The sequence below is a fragment of the Proteiniphilum sp. genome (assembly GCF_034331125.1).
Classification (GTDB): domain Bacteria; phylum Bacteroidota; class Bacteroidia; order Bacteroidales; family Dysgonomonadaceae; genus Proteiniphilum; species Proteiniphilum saccharofermentans.
In genome coordinates, this window is sequence record NZ_JAXQGC010000012.1 from 1 (window position 1) to 17,932 (window position 17,932).

A 17,932-nucleotide genomic window follows, 5' to 3' on the forward strand; every position below is an offset into this window, starting at 1 on the left:
ACCTTGAATTGCTGTCATTAGATTTTCGACCTTGAAAGCAATGTGCGGATTATTTTTGATTAATGGATGTAAAGGACTGTCTTCCTCAAATCTGTGAAACTGAATTCTGAACTTTTCCATTCAATCTGCACAAAATTCTTAAATTGAAATTGGGCTAATGCCGTTTCAAATTTTCGTTTTCCGATGTAGCACATCGGGCAGACTAAATCACTCCAAATTTCTATTTTCATTTTGCTTTCCGTTGTATTTTTTGATTGAATTATTTTCTGCTACTTATTCGTATTGACTTGACTACTTATGGACTGTCCGCAAGAAGTCAGGCATATCATTACCAACGAAATCAGGGAAATGGATTTTAATTTCATAATGCTTTTTATCAGTTGCTTATTGCGGGCGCTTTGCGCAGCCATTTTTTATCGTCCATTTGTTGCAGTAAAAAATCGGCTAAATCCGCCCGTGTTAGCCAAAGCACTTTTATGGTTCCGTCGCCCGTGTACCCCGCGTTAATTTTTCCGCTTGCGGGCTTGTTGCTCAACGTCGGAATCCGCACAAGCGTCCAATCCAAATTACTTTCCGAAATATGCTTTCCTATTAAAACAACATTGTCATAGCTGTGCCTGAAAAACAGTTTTACCATAGATACCCCCAATGAAAAACCGAGCTGGAATTTATCGTTGCCATCTTTGAAATTCGTTGTAGTGATTGCTATCAGGCGTTTAACGCCCTTGTTTTTCATTGCCTCGGTAATGTTTTTCACTCCGTCTGCAAGGGCAAGGTCTTTCGTTTCCCGCGTCGGACCTAAGGTGCTGATTACAACGTCAGCGTTGTTTATTACTTCTTCCAATTTATCAAGTTCCGTCAGTTCGCCTTCTACAATTTTAAGCTTACTGTGTTGAATGGAAATTTTAGACGGCGTTCTTACATAAGCAGTAACTGTATATCCGCTTTCCAACGCTTTTTTAATGAGCAAAAGCCCTGTTACTCCTGTTCCGCCAAAGACTGTGATGTTCATTTTTGTATTAAATCTTAATTGTTGTTTGCATAAATGGGTCGCAAATATTCTTGCAAGGACATTGGTTTTCTGCCCAAGAGTTTTTCAAGGTCGTTGCTTGTGTTTGCAAATTCTTCTTGTGCCTGTGCTGATGCCATACCTGCAAATATGCTGCTATGAGCCGCAGGAATCCCTGCATTTGCCAACGTTGCTGTATATTCTTCAACTGTGGGTGAAACATAAATAATTTTTCTGCCCGAAATTTCCGAAATGATGTCGGCAACATCTTGGAATGAATAATTTTCTACGTTGCTAATGCTGTACGACTTTCCTTCGTGTCCTTCTGTGATCAATACGTTAGCGGTGGCTTCCGCCATTTCTGTGCGTAGCACCAATGCAGCTTTGCCCTTGCCCGCGGGATAGTAAACCGTCCCTGTTTCCAATACTTTATCAACAAGGGAAGGTACTAAGTCCATATACAATGTGTTTTTCAAAAAAGTGTATTGCAGACCACTTTCTTCCAACCATTTTTCTGTTTTGACGTGGGCTTCCGTAATAATGGCAATGGGAGATGTTGCGGTTTCGTTTTTGCGCTCCGAACTTGTATATACGACGTGTTTTACTCCCGCTTCTTTTGCAGCTTTTATTACGTTTTCGTGTTGTGGCAGTCGGTTTACAACATCGTTGCCCGACACAAACACTAATTTTTCAACGCCTTCAAATGCTGCCACAAGTGAAGCATAATCGTCATAATTTCCTTTGACGATATTGATGCCTCTTGCTTTTAAATCGGCTGCTTTGTTTTCATCTCTTACCAATACCGAAATTTGATTGGTATCTTGAACGGAGAGAGGGTGCTATGATTGGAGATGTGGTTGGTTTGGGTAAAACTATAACTGCCTGTGCCATAGCTAAGTATATGAGCTAAACAGCTCATGTTCCACATTGATTCTGTGTCCGGCCAACTTGCAAGAGATGTGGAAAAAATATGTTATTAAATATGATTTGAAAGCAGATATACATTCCATATCTAAACCTATCGATGAAAACAATGTGCGTCATTACGATTTGATAATAATCGATGAGAGCCATAACTTGAGAAACAGCCAGGGAAAACGTTATCAGAATATTAAACGGTTAATAGCATTGCAGGGTTGTAAGGTGCTGATGCTTACGGCTACACCTTACAATATGGATTTTACCGATTTGGGAAATCAACTGAAATTGTTTTTGAAAGATGATACCGATTTGGGTATCCAGCCGGAGCAATATATTAGAAGTATTGGGGGCGAAAGGGAGTTTTCAAAGCATCACGAGGATTATATTCGTAGTATCAAGGCGTTTGAAAGAAGTGATGAACCAGATGACTGGCGGGAATTGATGCGTCTGTTCCTGATAAGAAGAACACGCACCTTTATCAAAGACAACTATGCAAAGCGGGATGAGAATAATAAAAAGTATTTGGAATTTCGTGATGGCTCCAGATCTTATTTTCCTGAACGGCTTCCCAAATCGATAAGTTTTCCTACAAAAAAAGGAGATCAATTTGAAAGCCTTTATTCCGAAGAGGTAATGGATAGAATGGGCGAACTAAGGCTTCCCCGTTATGGACTCATTCATTATTTAAGTGATAAATTACCGGAATTGACCGAATCTGAAAATACAATTATTGAGAATTTGAGTCGTGCCGGGCAACGGATGATGGGATTTTGCCGGACGAATTTTTTTAAACGATTAGATAGTAGTGGAATATCTTATCTTATATCACTCTATAGGCATATTTTACGCAATGCCATTTATATTTATGCTATTGAAAATAAGTTGCCATTACCTATTGGGGATGAGAGCAGCTTTACGGACGAACTTAGTCTCTAAGCGAAAAGATGATTTTTATAATCAGCATGAGATATCCGGTGGCTGGCTGGTAGTAACTCATTCCGCCACTATTACCAAGCGACAGCAACTGGAGAAAATATCCAAACAATTAAATCTCGGGTTAAAAATTGATATAATTGAATGAGAAATATTTTGTGATAATATTGATTTATTAGTTGAGAATATGTGTTTATAAATATGAAATATTGACTTTTTAGTTGTTTATTTGAATGTTTTACCTTATCTTTGCGTTACCATAATGACAATCAAACAAGACATTGAAAAGTTCTTGGACGAAATCAGGACCAAAGAAGCTTGCGGTTTGATAACCTTTATGTTCCTGAACCAGCGGGAAAAGAATGCGCAAGCATTGCTTGATTTGGATATACCTCCGGATAAGCGGAAGGAAGTAATTTTGCAATTGAAGGCTGAAGATTTCTACAGAATAGAAGAAGGAGTCTATCAGGAGCAATACGAAATGGTGGCTTTCGGGAAAATGGTAAAAGGTATTGAAGTGTATATAAAAATATCTGTCACGAAAAGAAACGTAATATGTATCTCATTCCATAAAGCGGAGTATCCCATCATTTATCCTTTTAAAAATTAAAGTCGAATAACAATGTTAAGTCCGTTTACAGAGAAAGAAATGGTCGTCCGGAAGGAATGGCGTGAGATGACATTCCGGAAAGAAATCTTCAAGATTTGTTTTCATTCCTGGAAGTGTGAAGATACGGGTGAAGAGTTCGAGGATGAACATTTCGCACAATTGAATTACAGTCAGGTCATCAATCAATATAGGGAGAAATATAATATTCCCTATCCCGATGAGATAAAATCCATACGGGAAAAATATGATCTGTCGGCAATAAAGATGTCGCATGTTTTGGGATTCGGAGACAACACATACCGGCAATATGAAGCGGGAGAGGTGCCCACACAAGCCAATGCCCGGTTGATACAGATGGCTGCCGACCCGAGAAAATTTCTCGATATGATTGATCTTTCCCACGCATTGGAGGGTAGTGCCATAGAAAAAGCAAGACACAATGCGGGGAGATTGATTAATAAGGCTGATAAGGAAGAGACAGTGGTCAGAAACTATCTTTTCGACGGCAAACGGCGAAGTCGGTTCACCGGATTTGGCAAACCGGATTTTGAGAAATTTGTGGAAATGATTATCTATTTCTGCACCCATCAACGACCGTGGAAAACGAAATTGAATAAATTATTGTTTTACGCGGATTTTACCTTTTTCAAAGAATATGGTGTATCCATAAGTGGAGCGGAGTATTACGCGATTGATATGGGGCCTGTTCCGGATAATTTTAATAGTATATTTGAGCATCTGGCAAAAATGGAACTGTTGAAAGTGCATAACAAGACATTCCCGGATGGGGGAGTGGGGGAAAAGTATCTTCCTGCAAGAGAATTCAATGATAATTTGTTCCAACAGCAGGAACTGGAAATGCTGCAAAGTATTAATGACAAATTCAAAGATCTCTCTACCCAGGAAATGGTTGATTTAAGCCACAAAGAGACTGCTTGGCAGCAGAATGCGGATAATCCGCATCAACCAATTGACTATTTGTATGCATTTGAGTTAAAGAATTAGTATTGCCATGGATTTGTCCTTTCTTGGAAATAAAGATTTGCTGAAATTACCTAAAACAGCCTTTTTGAGCAGCAGGAAAATTTCCCCGACTGCCGTACTGAAATGCTACGATTGGGCCACGCAGGAACGGGACAAAGGTACATGTATTATTAGCGGGTTCCATTCTCCTTTGGAGAAAGATGTCTTAACCTTTCTACTTAAAGGAAAGCAACCCATCATACTGGTTATGGGGAGGGCGCTTTACAAACAAATCCCCGATCTTTTGCAAAATCCTTTAAAAGAGAATCGACTTCTGCTTATCTCTCCTGTTTCGCAGACAATAAAACGTCAATCCCAACAGAATTGTTTTACCCGAAATAATTATATCATTGAGATGGCAGATAAAGTGGTCTTTGGGTCGTTAGACGAAAAAGGAAGCCTATACCGCTTGTATCTCGATGCCAAAGCCAATGGTAAGCACGTAGAGATAATAAGTTAGATACGTTGTTTAGTTCTATTTCAAAGATTTATAGTTTTAAATTTGGATTTGTGAGATATTAATCTTTATTTTATACCGGATATCCTTGGGGCTAAAATAAAGATAATGGTATGACTACATTGATAATAAAGATAGACGAAGAAACTCCAGAAGTGAAAAAGACACTGGATTATCTAAATTCGCTTGCAGGAGTTAGTATAACTGCTCATAAGAGAGAAAATACAAAAAGAGAAAGTGCTTGGGATAAGGCTATTGCTGAAGGGGCAATTACTGTCGATGAATTTGTAGGTGAAGTAAAACGGCAACTTAAGGCACATTACGATAATGCGTGACGTCATTGTATCTGATACAGTTGTGAATAAGATATCAGAACTGCGAGATTATCTTGCTGAATAAAATATTACCTCTTCACGAACGTTCTTACTATGCCCTTTTCCGGCGCAAGCATGGTGACCTTGAATCCCTTATTTTGCAGTAGGTTGATCAATGGAACCGGAGGAAAAGGCGAGATCAACTCCATACATTCGCCGGGCAACAACTTCTCAGCCTGTGCAACAACCAAATCTTTGGGATGATTACCTGCTTCAATGACCGGACGTACATCCAGGGTAAATGTAACAAGCGTTTCGGGGACTTCCTGTGAAAAAGGAACGGAAGTCTCTTCTCCTTCAGGACAAAAATTTTCTCCCAGTTCGGGTATTCCTATTTCTTTTCGTAATGTGTTCACCATATCCACTACATTGATGTTGCCAACTTTGGCGGCTTGCTGCAGCGAAGTCACTTTTGCCACTGTTCTGCGCAACACCGGGTTTTTTAGTGCCGCAAAGGCGGGTGAAAACTGAAGAATCGTCCCTTCCAGTTCGGGATAATTCTTCAGTAATTCCGCGACCTTTGTATCGGGTGTGATATCTATTCTATCTCTGCTCATACGATAATAACCGTTGGTCGCCTTCCAGCTTTCGCATGGTGGTGATATCCTGTGTCACCTCCACTACACCGAGGTATTCACCTTCTTTCCCGCGGACGGCAGAATATTCGATGTAAATAAAACGTCCCTGAAAATTCGACATCCAGAAAACAGCCTTGTTCTCTTTCCCGCTTCTGAAATCGGTGAGTATCTGCTCCACTATATGTACACTGCCGGGCGGGTGGCACATCCGTACATCGCGGCCAATGATGGACCGGTTGCGTTCGAAAACGCGGTTGGGACTGTGCGAGAAGAAACGTACCTTGTCGTTCTTATCTACAAAGGTGATGTCGATGGGAAGGTGCAGGAACAATGCCTCTAACTCTTCCAGATTGAATGCTCCTGAAGATAGTCGGATAGCATCGGCCGTCACAAACTCCTGTTTTTCTACTTTCATACCGCCCGGCGCCCATTCATCCTCCGGATCGATCAGGCAATAACCGAATTCAGGTGTTTCCTGATATATCTTGTACCACTCATCTTCTGTAAGCGTATCCATCGACATTGGCAGGAGGATCTCCTCTTCCTTCATGATCATCCCGGCAATCATTTCTACCGTATGGTCAAGCACCAACTGTACGATCGATTTTAATTCTTCCGCCCCGGAAATGGGTGATGCGAGTGCTTCGTGCGAATTTTTCAGCAGTTCACGCGTCTCATCATGCTTGCCCCACATCACTTTGGGAGGGCCGGTAATCAGATGTTTTTCCAAGAACGGGAAAAGTTGATACTCCTTCCGTTTGTAATGCTTGTCGATATCGGAGAAGTTGTTGAAGATGGTACGCAGTTGAAGTACATATCCCGTCACTTGTGCATCGGTGATATCCGCAATCTTTTTCTTTACCTCCTCGTAGGCTTTGATCTGTTGACGGATAGCAATATTCTCTTTCTTGAAAGTATCTACCGGATGTCCGGGAGGTATCTGTTTTGCCCCTTGCAGGTCGATACTTCCGTCGAGTACGGCCGTATGCAGGTCACAGAAGTCCAGGATCTCTTCTTCGGTAAGTGCATTGCTGTTGATCAGTTCCTGCTCTACCTCCACTACTTCGTGGTAGGGAATGCTTTTCAGCACTTCAATCAGCCGTTGGCGCAATATTTCGGGATTGTCCCCTTCGTGCAGCCTGAGAAGGAGATGACGCAGCATCTCTTTGCGCTGCGTTGAGTTATTGATGAATTCGCTCATATATAAAGTTTATTTTACCGGTCAGTTTCTACCCTTTTATTCTTCTCCGCGGATCATAGTCAGCAACATCTTGAAGCGCTCAACGGCTGTCAGAGCATGGGGTATATTAGCCGGCATGATGATGCAATCTCCTTTTTTCAGAAGATGCGGTACACCGCCAATCCGTATTTCAGCTTCTCCGTCCAGTATCTGTACAAAAGCGTCGTAGTTTGCGGTATGTTCGGTCAGCCCCTGGTCTTTATCGAAAGAGAAGAGAGTGATATTCCCTACTTTGTTTTTGGTGACTTGTTTGCTGACTACCCCGCCGGAAGCGTAATCTATCGATTCTTCGAGGGCGATGACTTTTGATTTTTCGTATGTTGCCATAATCGTTATTTTTAGTTCACTAAAGTTAGACTATTCTTCGCCATGGCATAGCTCAAGCAAGCTTGGCTCTGCTCATTTGGCTTAACAGAATAGTTATGTTTTTATTAGAGCAGAATATTTCCAGACTGCTGCATATATTGAAAGAAACCGGTTTATATGCGTTGGCCTTAAAGAAAATACCTCATGCTGTCTACAAAAATACTATTTAGAACTAGTATAAATTGTAACCGAAGTTACATAACTCTTGTTTTAGTAAACTTTAATGTTTTCAGTTGAATGAGTTTATTATCAGGATTTCTGCCCCTATTCTCCTGATCGGAAACTATTTTTCCATTCAATCCGTACAGCACAAGCACCATCCATTGAACCCTGTAATAAACCTATTTCCCGGTATTTTCCACAATTATCTTCGCATTCAAGTCCTTTGTGGGATAATTTTAAATTTGATATTATTTTGATAGATTTCATTTGTGTTAATGGATTGATTTATAGTGTATTTTCTTTATTTATAGGGTTGGAGATTAATAATATGAATATTTTTCAAAAATTTCCATGGATGATTGATTTCAAACAGTAAATTCCTTTTCATAGAAAAGTTGATCGGATTTTTTTGTTATTGGCTTATTTATGCGGGAAATGCGTAATATATCAAGATCGTATTGCGCTTGAAAACGTAACCAATATTCAGCGGAAATACCAAATACTTCTTCTAATCCGATAGCTAAAGATGCATTGATTGCACGTTTCCCATTAATCACCTCGCTCAGATAAGATGGAGTAATACCTAAAGATGAGGCGAGTTCTTTCTGTGTAGTATTACCCATTTCAATGAGTTCTTCCTTAATGAGAGTTCCTGGATGGGTGGGATATTTTGGTAATACTGTGTTCATAATGTTTCTTTTATTGATAATGTTTGCTAATGTCTACTAACGAACAAATGGTAATACTTTCGATTTCTGAGAAGGATGATATAAATTCCAGACGATATTGTAGTGTGATACGAACACTCTCTAGCCCTTTTTTATCTCCTATAAGCTTTTCGTAATGTAAACTCCGGATAATAAATAGATCTTCGATTCGATTAGCGGCACGAAGTTTATCCACAGTCTCGATGTATTTACGGATCACTTCAGGCTGAAAACGATATTTTTTCGATGTTGCTTTTCCTGTAGTGTACAACTCTTCCAGATACTCCTTTTCGAAAATAATCTTCACCTTTTTCGCTCTTTAATGATACAAAGTTAATCAATAATTTTTGAATTCACGAATATGTGAATAAATTTATTAGAAAAAACCGGCTTTGTTAGGAGCCGGTTTTTTTACAGTCAACTTTGCCTTATTATCACGCATTTAACAATACTTTCATATCTTCATCCACAGTGGTGATACCTGCTATCCCGAAATTGTTGACCAATACGTTGACCACATTTGGCGAGAGAAATGCAGGCAAGGTGGGGCCTAAATGGATATTTTTCACTCCGAGTGAAAGAAGCGCCAGCAGTACGATCACTGCTTTCTGTTCATACCATGCGATATTGTAGGCGATGGGAAGATCGTTCAGGTCATCGAGCCCGAAAGCTTCTTTCAACGCCAATGCAATCTTTACCAACGAGTAGCTGTCGTTACATTGTCCGGCATCCAATACACGTGGTATGCCATTGATATCACCCAACGGCAGTTTGTTATAACGGTATTTCGCGCATCCGGCGGTAAGGATTACCGTATCTTTGGGTAGTTTCTCTGCAAATTCGGTATAATAGTTGCGTCCTTTTAAACGCCCGTCGCAACCGCCCATCACGAAGAATTTACGGATAGCACCTGTTCTTACGGCGTTTACCACTTTATCAGCCAGTGCAATGACCTGGTTGTGGGCAAATCCGCCGATGATCTCTCCGCTTTCCATCTCTGTGGGAGGAGCACACCTTTTCGCATGTTCGACCAGCGCGGAAAAATCTTTGGGCTGTCCGTCCTTACGGTCTTCAATATGTTTGAATCCTTCGAATCCGGAAGCCCCTGTAGTATACACCCTATCTCCGTAAGTGGAGTTTTTTCTGGGAGGTACGATACAGTTGGTAGTGAAAAGGATCGGGCCATTGAAATTTTCAAAATCTTCAATCTGATGCCACCATGAACTACCGTAATTACCTACAAAATGGCTGTATTTCTTGAATGCCGGATAGTAATTGGCCGGTAGCATTTCACTATGGGTATATACATCCACACCGGTTCCTTCTGTTTGTTTCAGCAACTCCTCCATATCTTTCATATCGTGCCCGCTAATCAAAATGCCGGGGTTGTTACGGACGCCTAAACTGACTTTCGTGATTTCCGGATGACCGTAGCTCGAAGTGTTGGCCTTGTCTAACAAGGCCATCACCTGCACGCCGTATTTACCGGTTTCCAGGACTAATCCTGTCAGCTCTTCCGCATTGAGTGAATCGTTGGTCACATCTACCAGTGCCCGCTGCATAAAACCGTAAATCTCATTCTCTTCATAACCCAGGTTAAATGCATGTTCGGCATAGGCAGCCATCCCTTTTAATCCGTATATAGTCAATTCACGGAGTGAACGGATATCTTCATTTTCGGTAGTGAGAATGGTTGTCTCCACTGCTTTCTCTGCCATCTCTTCTTCAGTGTCTCCTCTCCAGAAGGCTCCGTCAAAAGTAATTCCGGCCCTACTCCCCCCTGCGGAGAGTAACCGCTCTTCAGCGGCATTCCGCATTTCATAAGCCATTAAGATACGTGTGATAAACCGGCTTTTGTCGAAATTGGCATTGGTGATGGTCATGAAGAGACTATCGGTAATGAACTTGTTGATCTGGGGAATCTCAATCCCCAACTTCCTTAAGCGAACAGTGTAGTGGGAGATGCCTTTACAAAGGAACATCAACAGGTCCTGCAGGTTGGCCACATCGGCTGTTTTCCCGCAAACACCCTGTATGGTGCAACCTTCGTTCTTACTCGTCTCCTGACACTGATAGCAAAACATTTTTTCCATATTATTTCGTAAGATTGATTTGTGTAATTGTTTACTGCAAAGGTATCGGCCCATCATGACAAAAAGTGTAACCGTGGTTACACCCTGCCGGATTTTATCCTCCTATGCGGTTTACAAAAGAAAATCATCTAATTTTGTATCAAAATGATGAAATAGTTATGGCTGATTACAATATATTTTCCTGTCCCCTTTTCCTTCATTTGTCCAAAGAGGAGATAGATGGGATATTGGAGCGTTCTGTATCCGAAGTGAGGGAAGTCGATAAAGGCAATTATGTAGTTCGGCAGGGTGACCAGGTCCAATTCCTTTATCTGCTGATGGGAGGCCTGGTGCGTACCGAAATGGTGACCAAAGAGGGAAATGTCTTGGAAATTGAGTTCATTGAACCGGTCAGGCCGCTTGCTCCTGCTTTTCTGGTTGCCACTGAGAACCGTTATCCGGTAGATGTGATCACTGCCGAGAAAAGCACTTTTTATCTGATCCCCAAATCGATGTGGATGAAGGAGATGATGCAGAATGAAACGTTGATGACCAATTTTATGAAGGTCAACTCCAATATGACCGTATTTCTTTCTAAAAAGGTGCAGATGATGTCTATCAAAAGCCTGAAAGGAAAATTATCCCTTTATATATTGGAAAATACAACTCCCCAGTACAATTCTTTTATATTAAGGCGTACCCAAACCCAGTTGGCTGAGTACTTTGGCGTACAACGCCCTTCACTGGCCCGTACCCTGGGAGAAATGATCAGGGAAGGAATGATTTCCCTTTATAAGAGAGAATTGAAAGTGCTGGACAGGAGAAAACTGGAGGAACTGGGTTAAAGCACTTTTTTAATTTTCATAGATTCCTTTGTTAAAAACAAGATGATTGATAATAAAAGTATATATTTGCATGAGAAAAGAAAAAATATTTACTTTCTATTAATCTAAAAGTCATGAGTAATCAACTAACAAGAAGGAAATTTATCAAAACAGCCGCTGTTGGTGCGGTTGGAGTAGCAGTCTTTCCGCAGTTTCTCGCATCATGTAAACAAAACAAGGGTACGGGAGCGGATGATGGAATTATTCGTCTGGGTTTTATTGGGCTCGGGCAGCAAGCAATGTATCTGTTGAACGGTTTTATCGGGATACCGGGAGTACAAGTGGTGGCCGGAAGTGATGTGTATGGTATCAAGAGGGAGCGTTTTCTGCTACGAGTGAACAAGCACTATACAGAAAACCAGTCGGAAGTAGCCGTAGAGGTATATGAAAACTACAAAGAACTGATTGCCCGCGAGGATATCGACGCTGTGGTAATTGCTACACCCGACCACTGGCATGCATTTATGGCTATTGAGGCTTGTAATGCGAAAAAGAATGTTTATCTGGAAAAACCGTTGACATTTACTATTAAAGAGGGGCAAATGTTAACGAAAGCGGTGCGTGACAACGGGGTGATTTTAGGTGTAGGCAGCCAACAGCGTTCCGATGCCAATTTCCAACATGCTGTAAAGATGGTACAGGAAGGGAAAATCGGGAAAATTGAGAAGGTAAATGCTTATGTAGGCGCTCCTCCTACACCTTACGACCTGCCTGAAGAGCCCGTGCCGGCAGATTTGAACTGGCCGTTGTGGTTAGGCCCGTCAGAGTACGTGCATTATAATTCCCAGTTGAACCCTCCTATTTCGCTCGACCCCGAACAGAATGAACAGTTCTGGGGCGCATGGCGCTGGTATAAGGAATTGGGTGGAGGTTTTACTACCGACTGGGGTGCACATATGTTCGATATCGCCCAATGGGGACTTGGAATGGACGGAAGCGGCCCCGTGGAGATTATTCCGGCAGGATATGAGGATACCAAATACCTGACTTACAAATATGCCAACGGGGTGGTGATGACCGAGGAACCGTTCGACGAAAAACAGACCAAGGGAGTCAAATTCTGGGGTGATAAAGGATGGATCGAGGTGTCGAGAGGCCATTTCAAGGCTTCTGATGACAGTTTGCTGCCCCCTGTAGCGGAAAATACAGAAGGTGCTTACGAGACAAAGATCCCTCATCTCGTGAATTTTATTGAATCGGTGAAAACAAATACCGATCCGGTAGTTCCTGTGGAAATAGGACACCGTTCCTGTACGGTTTGTACGTTGGGAAATATTGCCTACGACCTGGGGCGCCCCGTTAAATGGGATCCGGCAGCAGAGAAGTTTGTAGATGATCCCGAGGCAGATGCGAACAGGTTGTTCAATAAAACCTATAATGAAGGATATATCCTTTAATGCGAAGATGACTAAACCAAAAAAAGCTGCTTAAGGCAGCTTTTTTTGTGACAGTATGATACCCAGTTCGTCTAACTGTTCCTGCTCTACACGGGAGGGAGCATCGATCATCATATCGCGTCCGGCATTATTTTTCGGGAAGGCAATGCAATCGCGGATACTATCCAGTCCGGCAAAGACGGAAACAAACCTGTCCAACCCGAAAGCAATCCCGCCATGCGGAGGAGCACCGTATTGGAAAGCATTCATCAGAAATCCGAATTGCTCCTGCGCCCGTTCTTCTGTAAATCCGAGTACGGAGAACATCTTCTTTTGCAATCCGCTGTCATGAATACGGATGGAGCCGCCACCTATTTCCACACCGTTGATCACCATATCGTAAGCATTGGCACGAACAGCACCGGGATCGGTGTCGAGCAGCGGTATATCTTCCGGTTTAGGAGAAGTGAATGGATGATGCTTTGCGAAGAAGCGATTCAACTCTTCATCTTTCTCCAATAATGGGAAATCTGTCACCCACAGGCATTTGTAGTTGTTTTTGTCTCTCAATCCCAGACGGGTGCCCATTTCTAGTCGCAATTCGCATAATTGTTTCTGCGTTTTTTCAGTCTCTCCACCCAGAATCAGTATAAGGTCACCCGGTTGGGCATTGCATCGTTCCGCCCATTTTTTGAGATCCTCTTCGGTGTAGAATTTATCGACAGAAGATTTCAACGAACCGTCTTCATTATACCGCAGGTAGATCAATCCTTTAGCTCCGATCTGGGGGCGTTTTACGAAATCGGTCAATTCGTCCAGTTGCTTGCGTGTGTAAGAAGCACATCCCCTTGCACAAATGGCACCTACATATTCTGCCGAATCAAATACTCCGAATTCACGCCCGACGGTAATATCTTTTATCTCCGTAAATGTCATTCCGAATCGGGTATCCGGTTTGTCCGACCCGTACAGCCGCATGGCGTCAGCATAACTTATACGGGGAAAATCGGGTATTTCGATGTTTTTGATCGATTTGAACAGGTGTTTTGTCAATCCTTCAAAGGTTTGTAATACATCTTCCTGGTTGACGAATGACATTTCACAGTCGATCTGGGTGAATTCCGGCTGACGGTCGGCTCTCAGGTCCTCATCACGGAAGCATTTCACAATCTGGAAATAGCGGTCGAATCCCGATACCATCAGCAACTGCTTGAACAATTGTGGAGATTGCGGCAGCGCGTAGAATTCACCCGGATTCATGCGGGAAGGAACAATAAAGTCGCGTGCTCCTTCGGGGGTGGACCCGATCAGTACCGGTGTTTCCACTTCCAGGAATCCTCTCTCGTCGAGGTACCGGCGTGTCTCGAAAGCCATCTTATGACGTAGTTCCAGGTTCTGCCTTATCACATTACGACGCAGATCCAGGTAACGGTATTTCATCCGTAATTCATCCCCTCCGTCGGTGTCGGTCTCGATAGTGAAGGGAGGTGTTTTGGAAGCATTTAGTACAGTCAGAGTCGAGACGATGATCTCGATGTCCCCGGTAGGAATATGAGGGTTCTTGCTAGTGCGTTCCTTGACGGTACCAGTAATCTGGATCACCCATTCACGTCCCAGCTTGTTGGCCTGGTCGCAGAGATCCTGATCCAGTTCCTGGTTGAATGACAACTGTGTGATGCCATACCTGTCGCGCAGGTCAAGGAAGGTCATTCCCCCCATCTTACGGATTTTGGATACCCATCCGGCTAAAGTAACCTCTTTCTCTACGTCGGCCAACCGGAGTTCGCCGCATGTATTGCTTCTGTACATAAGATATTATCGTTTGATATATTGGACTGCAAATTTACACAATTCTCGCGTGAATCATGCGGTAAAGCAAAAAAACCGGATAGTTCTTTATATAATCGGAAAATAGTTGTACTTTTGCATCCGATTTCGGGGTGTAGCACAGTCCGGTTAGTGTACCTGCTTTGGGAGCAGGGGGTCGCGAGTTCGAATCCCGCCACCCCGACGAAATTAAAAAGCCTTGATAATCAATATGTAAATGTTGGTTATCAAGGCTTTTTTTGTATATAAATGCCAGTGAGTTCCGGGAATATGCTATCTTTGTGGGTGTCAAGGCCACGGGCTCGTGTATAAAATAGGATCATCGACTTTTTTATATAAGTTTCACTCGTTTTTGCAAAATAGGTTATTTCACGATCTCCGCAAAATCTTCCAGATTCTCATCCACATATTGCGCGATAATGGAGATCTCTTCCTCTTCTATATAGAAGAACTTCTCCTCCAATTCATCGAACTGTTCAAAGTCGGTATACATCGCCATGAATTCTTCCTCCGTCGTTTCCTGTTCCAGTTCCGTACGATGGGCGTCGTATATTTCTTTGGCCTTATAGAGTATCTTTGAAAATCCTTTTGCGCCCATCTGTTTCAATGCTTTTGCGACCGGATTATCAAAAATATACCCTCCGTAGCCATTCTGGATGAGCTGTACGAATCCGCCTTCATTCACTTCTTCGGTAAAGAAACGAAGTGCCAGCAGTGTGTGCTGATACCCGTTCAGACGATCCATATTTTCTGCTGTGATATCCCCGTCCAATGCTTCAAGATAAGCATCGGTAAATACTTTCAGAAATTCGTCCATCCCTTTTTCAGCAGCCTCAATAAGTTTGTTTTCGTGAATCTGTATCATGTGACCCTTGTTTAATTGTTGTGCGAGAAGCTTATTATGCAGGAGTTAAACCTGTTTGTGTCGTACACCTGTTTCCCCACGACAAATGTAACGGTTTTTTCTTAAATGGCTTTGTGTTGTCCCTTTATTCGGGAGAAAATAGCTATATTTGCGCAATAATCTTTTAAGAATAAACCTAAGATGAAAGTAAAACCTTTTAAGGGTATTCGCCCGCCGAAATCACTGGTAAAAGAGGTGGCATCACGTCCCTATGATGTGCTGAATTCAGAAGAGGCCCGTAAAGAGGCCGAGGGAAATGAGAAATCACTGTATCGTATCATCAAACCGGAGATCGATTTCCCCGTAGGAAAGGACGAGCATGATGCAGATGTATATGAAAAAGCCGCCGAAAATCTGAAGCTGTTCCGGGATAACGGGTGGCTCGTGCAGGACGATGAAGAGATGTATTATGTGTATGCACAGACAATGAATGGCAAAACCCAGTACGGTTTGGTGGTGGGAGCTTATGTAGAGGATTACATGACCGGGAAAATCAAGAGACATGAGTTGACACGTCGCGATAAGGAAGAGGATCGCATGAAGCATGTGCGGGTGACCGATGCCAATATGGAACCTGTTTTCTTTGCCTATCCTGACAATAAGAATTTGAATGAGATCGTGGATAAAATTACGGCCCGTGAACCTGAATATGATTTCGTATCGACCGACGGGGTAGGGCATCACTTCTGGTTGATACCGGATGAGGAAACTATCCGTCGGGTCACGGAGATATTCGAAGCCGTTCCGGCAATGTATATTGCCGACGGTCATCATCGTTCTGCCGCTGCAGCGCTGGTGGGCGCCGAGAAAGCAAAGAACAATCCCAACCACATAGGTGATGAGGAGTACAATTATTTTATGGCAGTTTGCTTCCCCGACAGTCAACTTACCATTATTGATTATAACCGGGTGGTGAAAGATCTCAACGGACTCACCCCCGATGAATTCATAAAAAAATTAGAGAAAAACTTCGTTGTGGAGCCTACCGGATCGGAGATACAAAGACCGCAAAACCTCCATCAATTTTCTATCTATCTTGACGGACGTTCGTTTAGCGTAACCGCAAAACCCGGTACATACGACGATAATGACCCTATCGGTCAACTCGACGTGACCATTACTTCCAACCTGATACTGGATGAGATATTGGGTATCAAAGATCTTCGTAGTGATAAACGGATCGACTTCGTGGGCGGTATCCGTGGCCTGGGAGAACTGAAGAAACGGGTAGACACCGGGGAAATGGCGCTTGCCATCGCTTTATATCCTGTCTCAATGAAACAGTTAATGGATATTGCCGATACGGGTAATATCATGCCTCCCAAAACTACATGGTTTGAACCGAAATTGCGCTCGGGACTGGTAATACATCAATTACACTAATAATATTCAATTTAAAACGATCTATGGCACATCATGAATTAGACGAACTGGATGAAAAAATCCTCAGGATGATAGTGGATAATGCACGTATCCCTTTTCTGGAGGTAGCACGGGCATGTGGTGTTTCGGGTGCGGCTATCCATCAACGGGTACAAAAACTTACCGGATTAGGAGTGATCAAAGGCTCGGAGTTCCTTCTGGATGCCGAAAAGATCGGTTATGAGACCTGCGCTTATGTGGGGATATTCCTTACTTCTCCCTCGACTTTTGAATATGTTGTAAAAGAATTGGAAAAAATACCTGAAGTGGTGGAGTGTTATTATACTACCGGGCAATATGATGTTTTAATCAAAGTGTTCGCGAAAAACAACAAAGATCTGTTGCGCATCATCCACACCGAGTTACAACCTCTTGGTTTGTCAAGAACCGAGACATTGATCTGTTTTAAAGAAGGATTCCGGAAAAAATTGCCTATTCAGTTTATTGAAAAAGAGGCGTGATTTTCTTTGATAAATAATTTTATTCTTACACCGTCTTACTTATAGGTAGAAGGACTTGATGGCACTTGAGATTGTCATTGCGGGAGTTATGGCTTGGTAATACTTGGGAAATTATAGAGTGTACTCCCGCTATTGAGTTTTTCTATCAATTGGTCATTTTGATCCATTAACGTTTTATTCTCTATTTTCAGCATTGTATTCTCTGTAACCAGTTGTTTTATCTCCTCTATTAACCTGTTGACTGTTTTATCTGATATTTCTTCTTCCCGGAGAGGTGCTGATCTTAACATTTCACCTCTTCCCGTGATCAGCCACTCTGTATTATATCGGGGATAATTTTCAACTATCAGTTGAATCCATTTCGCTTGTATATCGGTGCCATTGTTAATGGCTCGTGATAAAACGCCCTTACTGGCTCCTATTTTTCTCTCCAGAGCCGTTATTTTTATATTTTCATAATCGGCAATTTGCTGGATTCTATATAAAATGCTCTTCATTTAGGTAAAATTATCTTCGTTATTCCTTGTTTGTTGAAAATTATCATCTATATTTGCAGTGATTCAAAAATTACTACACCTACTACATGGTAAAGTTAGTAAAATTTAA

21 protein-coding genes and 1 tRNA gene are annotated in these 17,932 nt (G+C 42.3%); 10 read left to right on the plus strand and 12 right to left on the minus strand.

From position 1 onward, the window contains the following. Positions 1–59: 59 nt before the first annotated feature. From U2P89_RS15230 to U2P89_RS03595, 3 genes are all read right to left on the minus strand, one after another. Complete coding sequence (locus U2P89_RS15230) at positions 60–230, minus strand: DsbA family oxidoreductase (RefSeq protein WP_416188609.1); 171 nt, start codon at positions 228–230, stop codon at positions 60–62. A gap of 146 nt (positions 231–376) precedes the next feature. Beyond that, the gene (locus tag U2P89_RS03590) at positions 377–1,012 is read right to left on the minus strand and encodes an NAD(P)-dependent oxidoreductase (protein ID WP_322190648.1); all 636 of its coding nucleotides are present in this window, start codon (positions 1,010–1,012) and stop codon (positions 377–379) included. A 14-nt stretch (positions 1,013–1,026) separates the two neighbouring features. Further along, a complete protein-coding gene (locus U2P89_RS03595; RefSeq protein WP_322190660.1) occupies positions 1,027–1,818 on the minus strand; it encodes an SDR family oxidoreductase in 792 nt (263 codons plus the stop codon). A gap of 148 nt (positions 1,819–1,966) precedes the next feature. On the opposite strand from U2P89_RS03595, the gene U2P89_RS03600 reads away from it, so the two are divergent. From U2P89_RS03600 to U2P89_RS03620, 5 genes are all read left to right on the plus strand, one after another. After that, a complete protein-coding gene (locus U2P89_RS03600; protein ID WP_322190649.1) occupies positions 1,967–2,866 on the plus strand; it encodes an SNF2-related protein in 900 nt (299 codons plus the stop codon). Positions 2,867–3,125: 259 nt separating this feature from the next. After that, entirely contained in the window at positions 3,126–3,473 is a 348-nt protein-coding gene (locus tag U2P89_RS03605; RefSeq protein WP_322190650.1) for a type II toxin-antitoxin system MqsR family toxin, read from the plus strand. 12 nt (positions 3,474–3,485) lie between these two features. Then, entirely contained in the window at positions 3,486–4,478 is a 993-nt protein-coding gene (locus U2P89_RS03610) for a type II toxin-antitoxin system antitoxin SocA domain-containing protein (RefSeq protein ID WP_322190651.1), read from the plus strand. A gap of 7 nt (positions 4,479–4,485) precedes the next feature. Continuing rightward, a complete protein-coding gene (locus U2P89_RS03615; RefSeq protein WP_091905672.1) occupies positions 4,486–4,956 on the plus strand; it encodes a DNA-processing protein DprA in 471 nt (156 codons plus the stop codon). A gap of 110 nt (positions 4,957–5,066) precedes the next feature. Beyond that, a complete protein-coding gene (locus U2P89_RS03620; RefSeq protein ID WP_076931148.1) occupies positions 5,067–5,288 on the plus strand; it encodes a hypothetical protein in 222 nt (73 codons plus the stop codon). Between the two features lie 68 nt (positions 5,289–5,356). Here the strand turns inward: U2P89_RS03620 and U2P89_RS03625 are convergent, their stop codons facing one another. The 6 genes from U2P89_RS03625 to hcp form a co-directional block, all read right to left on the minus strand. Next, positions 5,357–5,884 (minus strand): DUF1858 domain-containing protein, encoded by a 528-nt coding sequence (locus tag U2P89_RS03625; RefSeq protein ID WP_091905665.1) that lies wholly within the window; start codon positions 5,882–5,884, stop codon positions 5,357–5,359. Then, positions 5,871–7,106, minus strand: a complete 1,236-nt coding sequence (locus U2P89_RS03630) for a DUF438 domain-containing protein (RefSeq protein ID WP_322190653.1) — start codon at positions 7,104–7,106, stop codon at positions 5,871–5,873. The genes U2P89_RS03625 and U2P89_RS03630 overlap by 14 nt, the downstream gene beginning before the upstream one ends. Positions 7,107–7,142: 36 nt before the next feature. Then, complete coding sequence (locus tag U2P89_RS03635) at positions 7,143–7,472, minus strand: cupin domain-containing protein (RefSeq protein ID WP_019537948.1); 330 nt, start codon at positions 7,470–7,472, stop codon at positions 7,143–7,145. 566 nt (positions 7,473–8,038) lie between these two features. Next, entirely contained in the window at positions 8,039–8,362 is a 324-nt protein-coding gene (locus U2P89_RS03640) for a HigA family addiction module antitoxin (protein WP_091905659.1), read from the minus strand. A 10-nt stretch (positions 8,363–8,372) separates the two neighbouring features. After that, the gene (locus U2P89_RS03645; RefSeq protein ID WP_091905657.1) at positions 8,373–8,687 is read right to left on the minus strand and encodes a type II toxin-antitoxin system RelE/ParE family toxin; all 315 of its coding nucleotides are present in this window, start codon (positions 8,685–8,687) and stop codon (positions 8,373–8,375) included. Positions 8,688–8,814: 127 nt separating this feature from the next. Then, positions 8,815–10,530, minus strand: a complete 1,716-nt coding sequence (gene hcp / locus U2P89_RS03650) for a hydroxylamine reductase (protein ID WP_416188610.1) — start codon at positions 10,528–10,530, stop codon at positions 8,815–8,817. A gap of 101 nt (positions 10,531–10,631) precedes the next feature. On the opposite strand from hcp, the gene U2P89_RS03655 reads away from it, so the two are divergent. Then, the gene (locus U2P89_RS03655; protein ID WP_322190654.1) at positions 10,632–11,297 is read left to right on the plus strand and encodes a Crp/Fnr family transcriptional regulator; all 666 of its coding nucleotides are present in this window, start codon (positions 10,632–10,634) and stop codon (positions 11,295–11,297) included. A gap of 113 nt (positions 11,298–11,410) precedes the next feature. After that, positions 11,411–12,733 carry a Gfo/Idh/MocA family oxidoreductase gene (locus tag U2P89_RS03660; protein WP_322190655.1) on the plus strand — a complete coding sequence of 441 codons (1,323 nt, stop codon included), beginning with the start codon at positions 11,411–11,413 and terminating at the stop codon, positions 12,731–12,733. A 30-nt stretch (positions 12,734–12,763) separates the two neighbouring features. Here the strand turns inward: U2P89_RS03660 and aspS are convergent, their stop codons facing one another. Then, positions 12,764–14,521 carry an aspartate--tRNA ligase gene (aspS, locus tag U2P89_RS03665; protein ID WP_322190657.1) on the minus strand — a complete coding sequence of 586 codons (1,758 nt, stop codon included), beginning with the start codon at positions 14,519–14,521 and terminating at the stop codon, positions 12,764–12,766. A gap of 127 nt (positions 14,522–14,648) precedes the next feature. On the opposite strand from aspS, the gene U2P89_RS03670 reads away from it, so the two are divergent. Next, positions 14,649–14,723, plus strand: a tRNA-Pro gene (locus U2P89_RS03670). 180 nt (positions 14,724–14,903) lie between these two features. Here U2P89_RS03670 and U2P89_RS03675 read toward each other — a convergent pair. Continuing rightward, a complete protein-coding gene (locus U2P89_RS03675; protein WP_322190658.1) occupies positions 14,904–15,404 on the minus strand; it encodes a DMP19 family protein in 501 nt (166 codons plus the stop codon). Between the two features lie 180 nt (positions 15,405–15,584). Here U2P89_RS03675 and U2P89_RS03680 point away from each other — a divergent pair, with 180 nt between their 5' ends. Together U2P89_RS03680 and U2P89_RS03685 are read left to right on the plus strand one after the other, a co-directional pair. Next, a complete protein-coding gene (locus tag U2P89_RS03680; RefSeq protein ID WP_091905640.1) occupies positions 15,585–16,826 on the plus strand; it encodes a DUF1015 domain-containing protein in 1,242 nt (413 codons plus the stop codon). A gap of 23 nt (positions 16,827–16,849) precedes the next feature. After that, the gene (locus U2P89_RS03685) at positions 16,850–17,326 is read left to right on the plus strand and encodes an Lrp/AsnC family transcriptional regulator (RefSeq protein ID WP_019537926.1); all 477 of its coding nucleotides are present in this window, start codon (positions 16,850–16,852) and stop codon (positions 17,324–17,326) included. 86 nt (positions 17,327–17,412) lie between these two features. Here the strand turns inward: U2P89_RS03685 and U2P89_RS03690 are convergent, their stop codons facing one another. Continuing rightward, on the minus strand, positions 17,413–17,823 hold the full coding sequence (locus tag U2P89_RS03690) for a hypothetical protein (RefSeq protein WP_019537925.1): 411 nt from the start codon (positions 17,821–17,823) through the stop codon (positions 17,413–17,415). Positions 17,824–17,932: the final 109 nt, after the last annotated feature.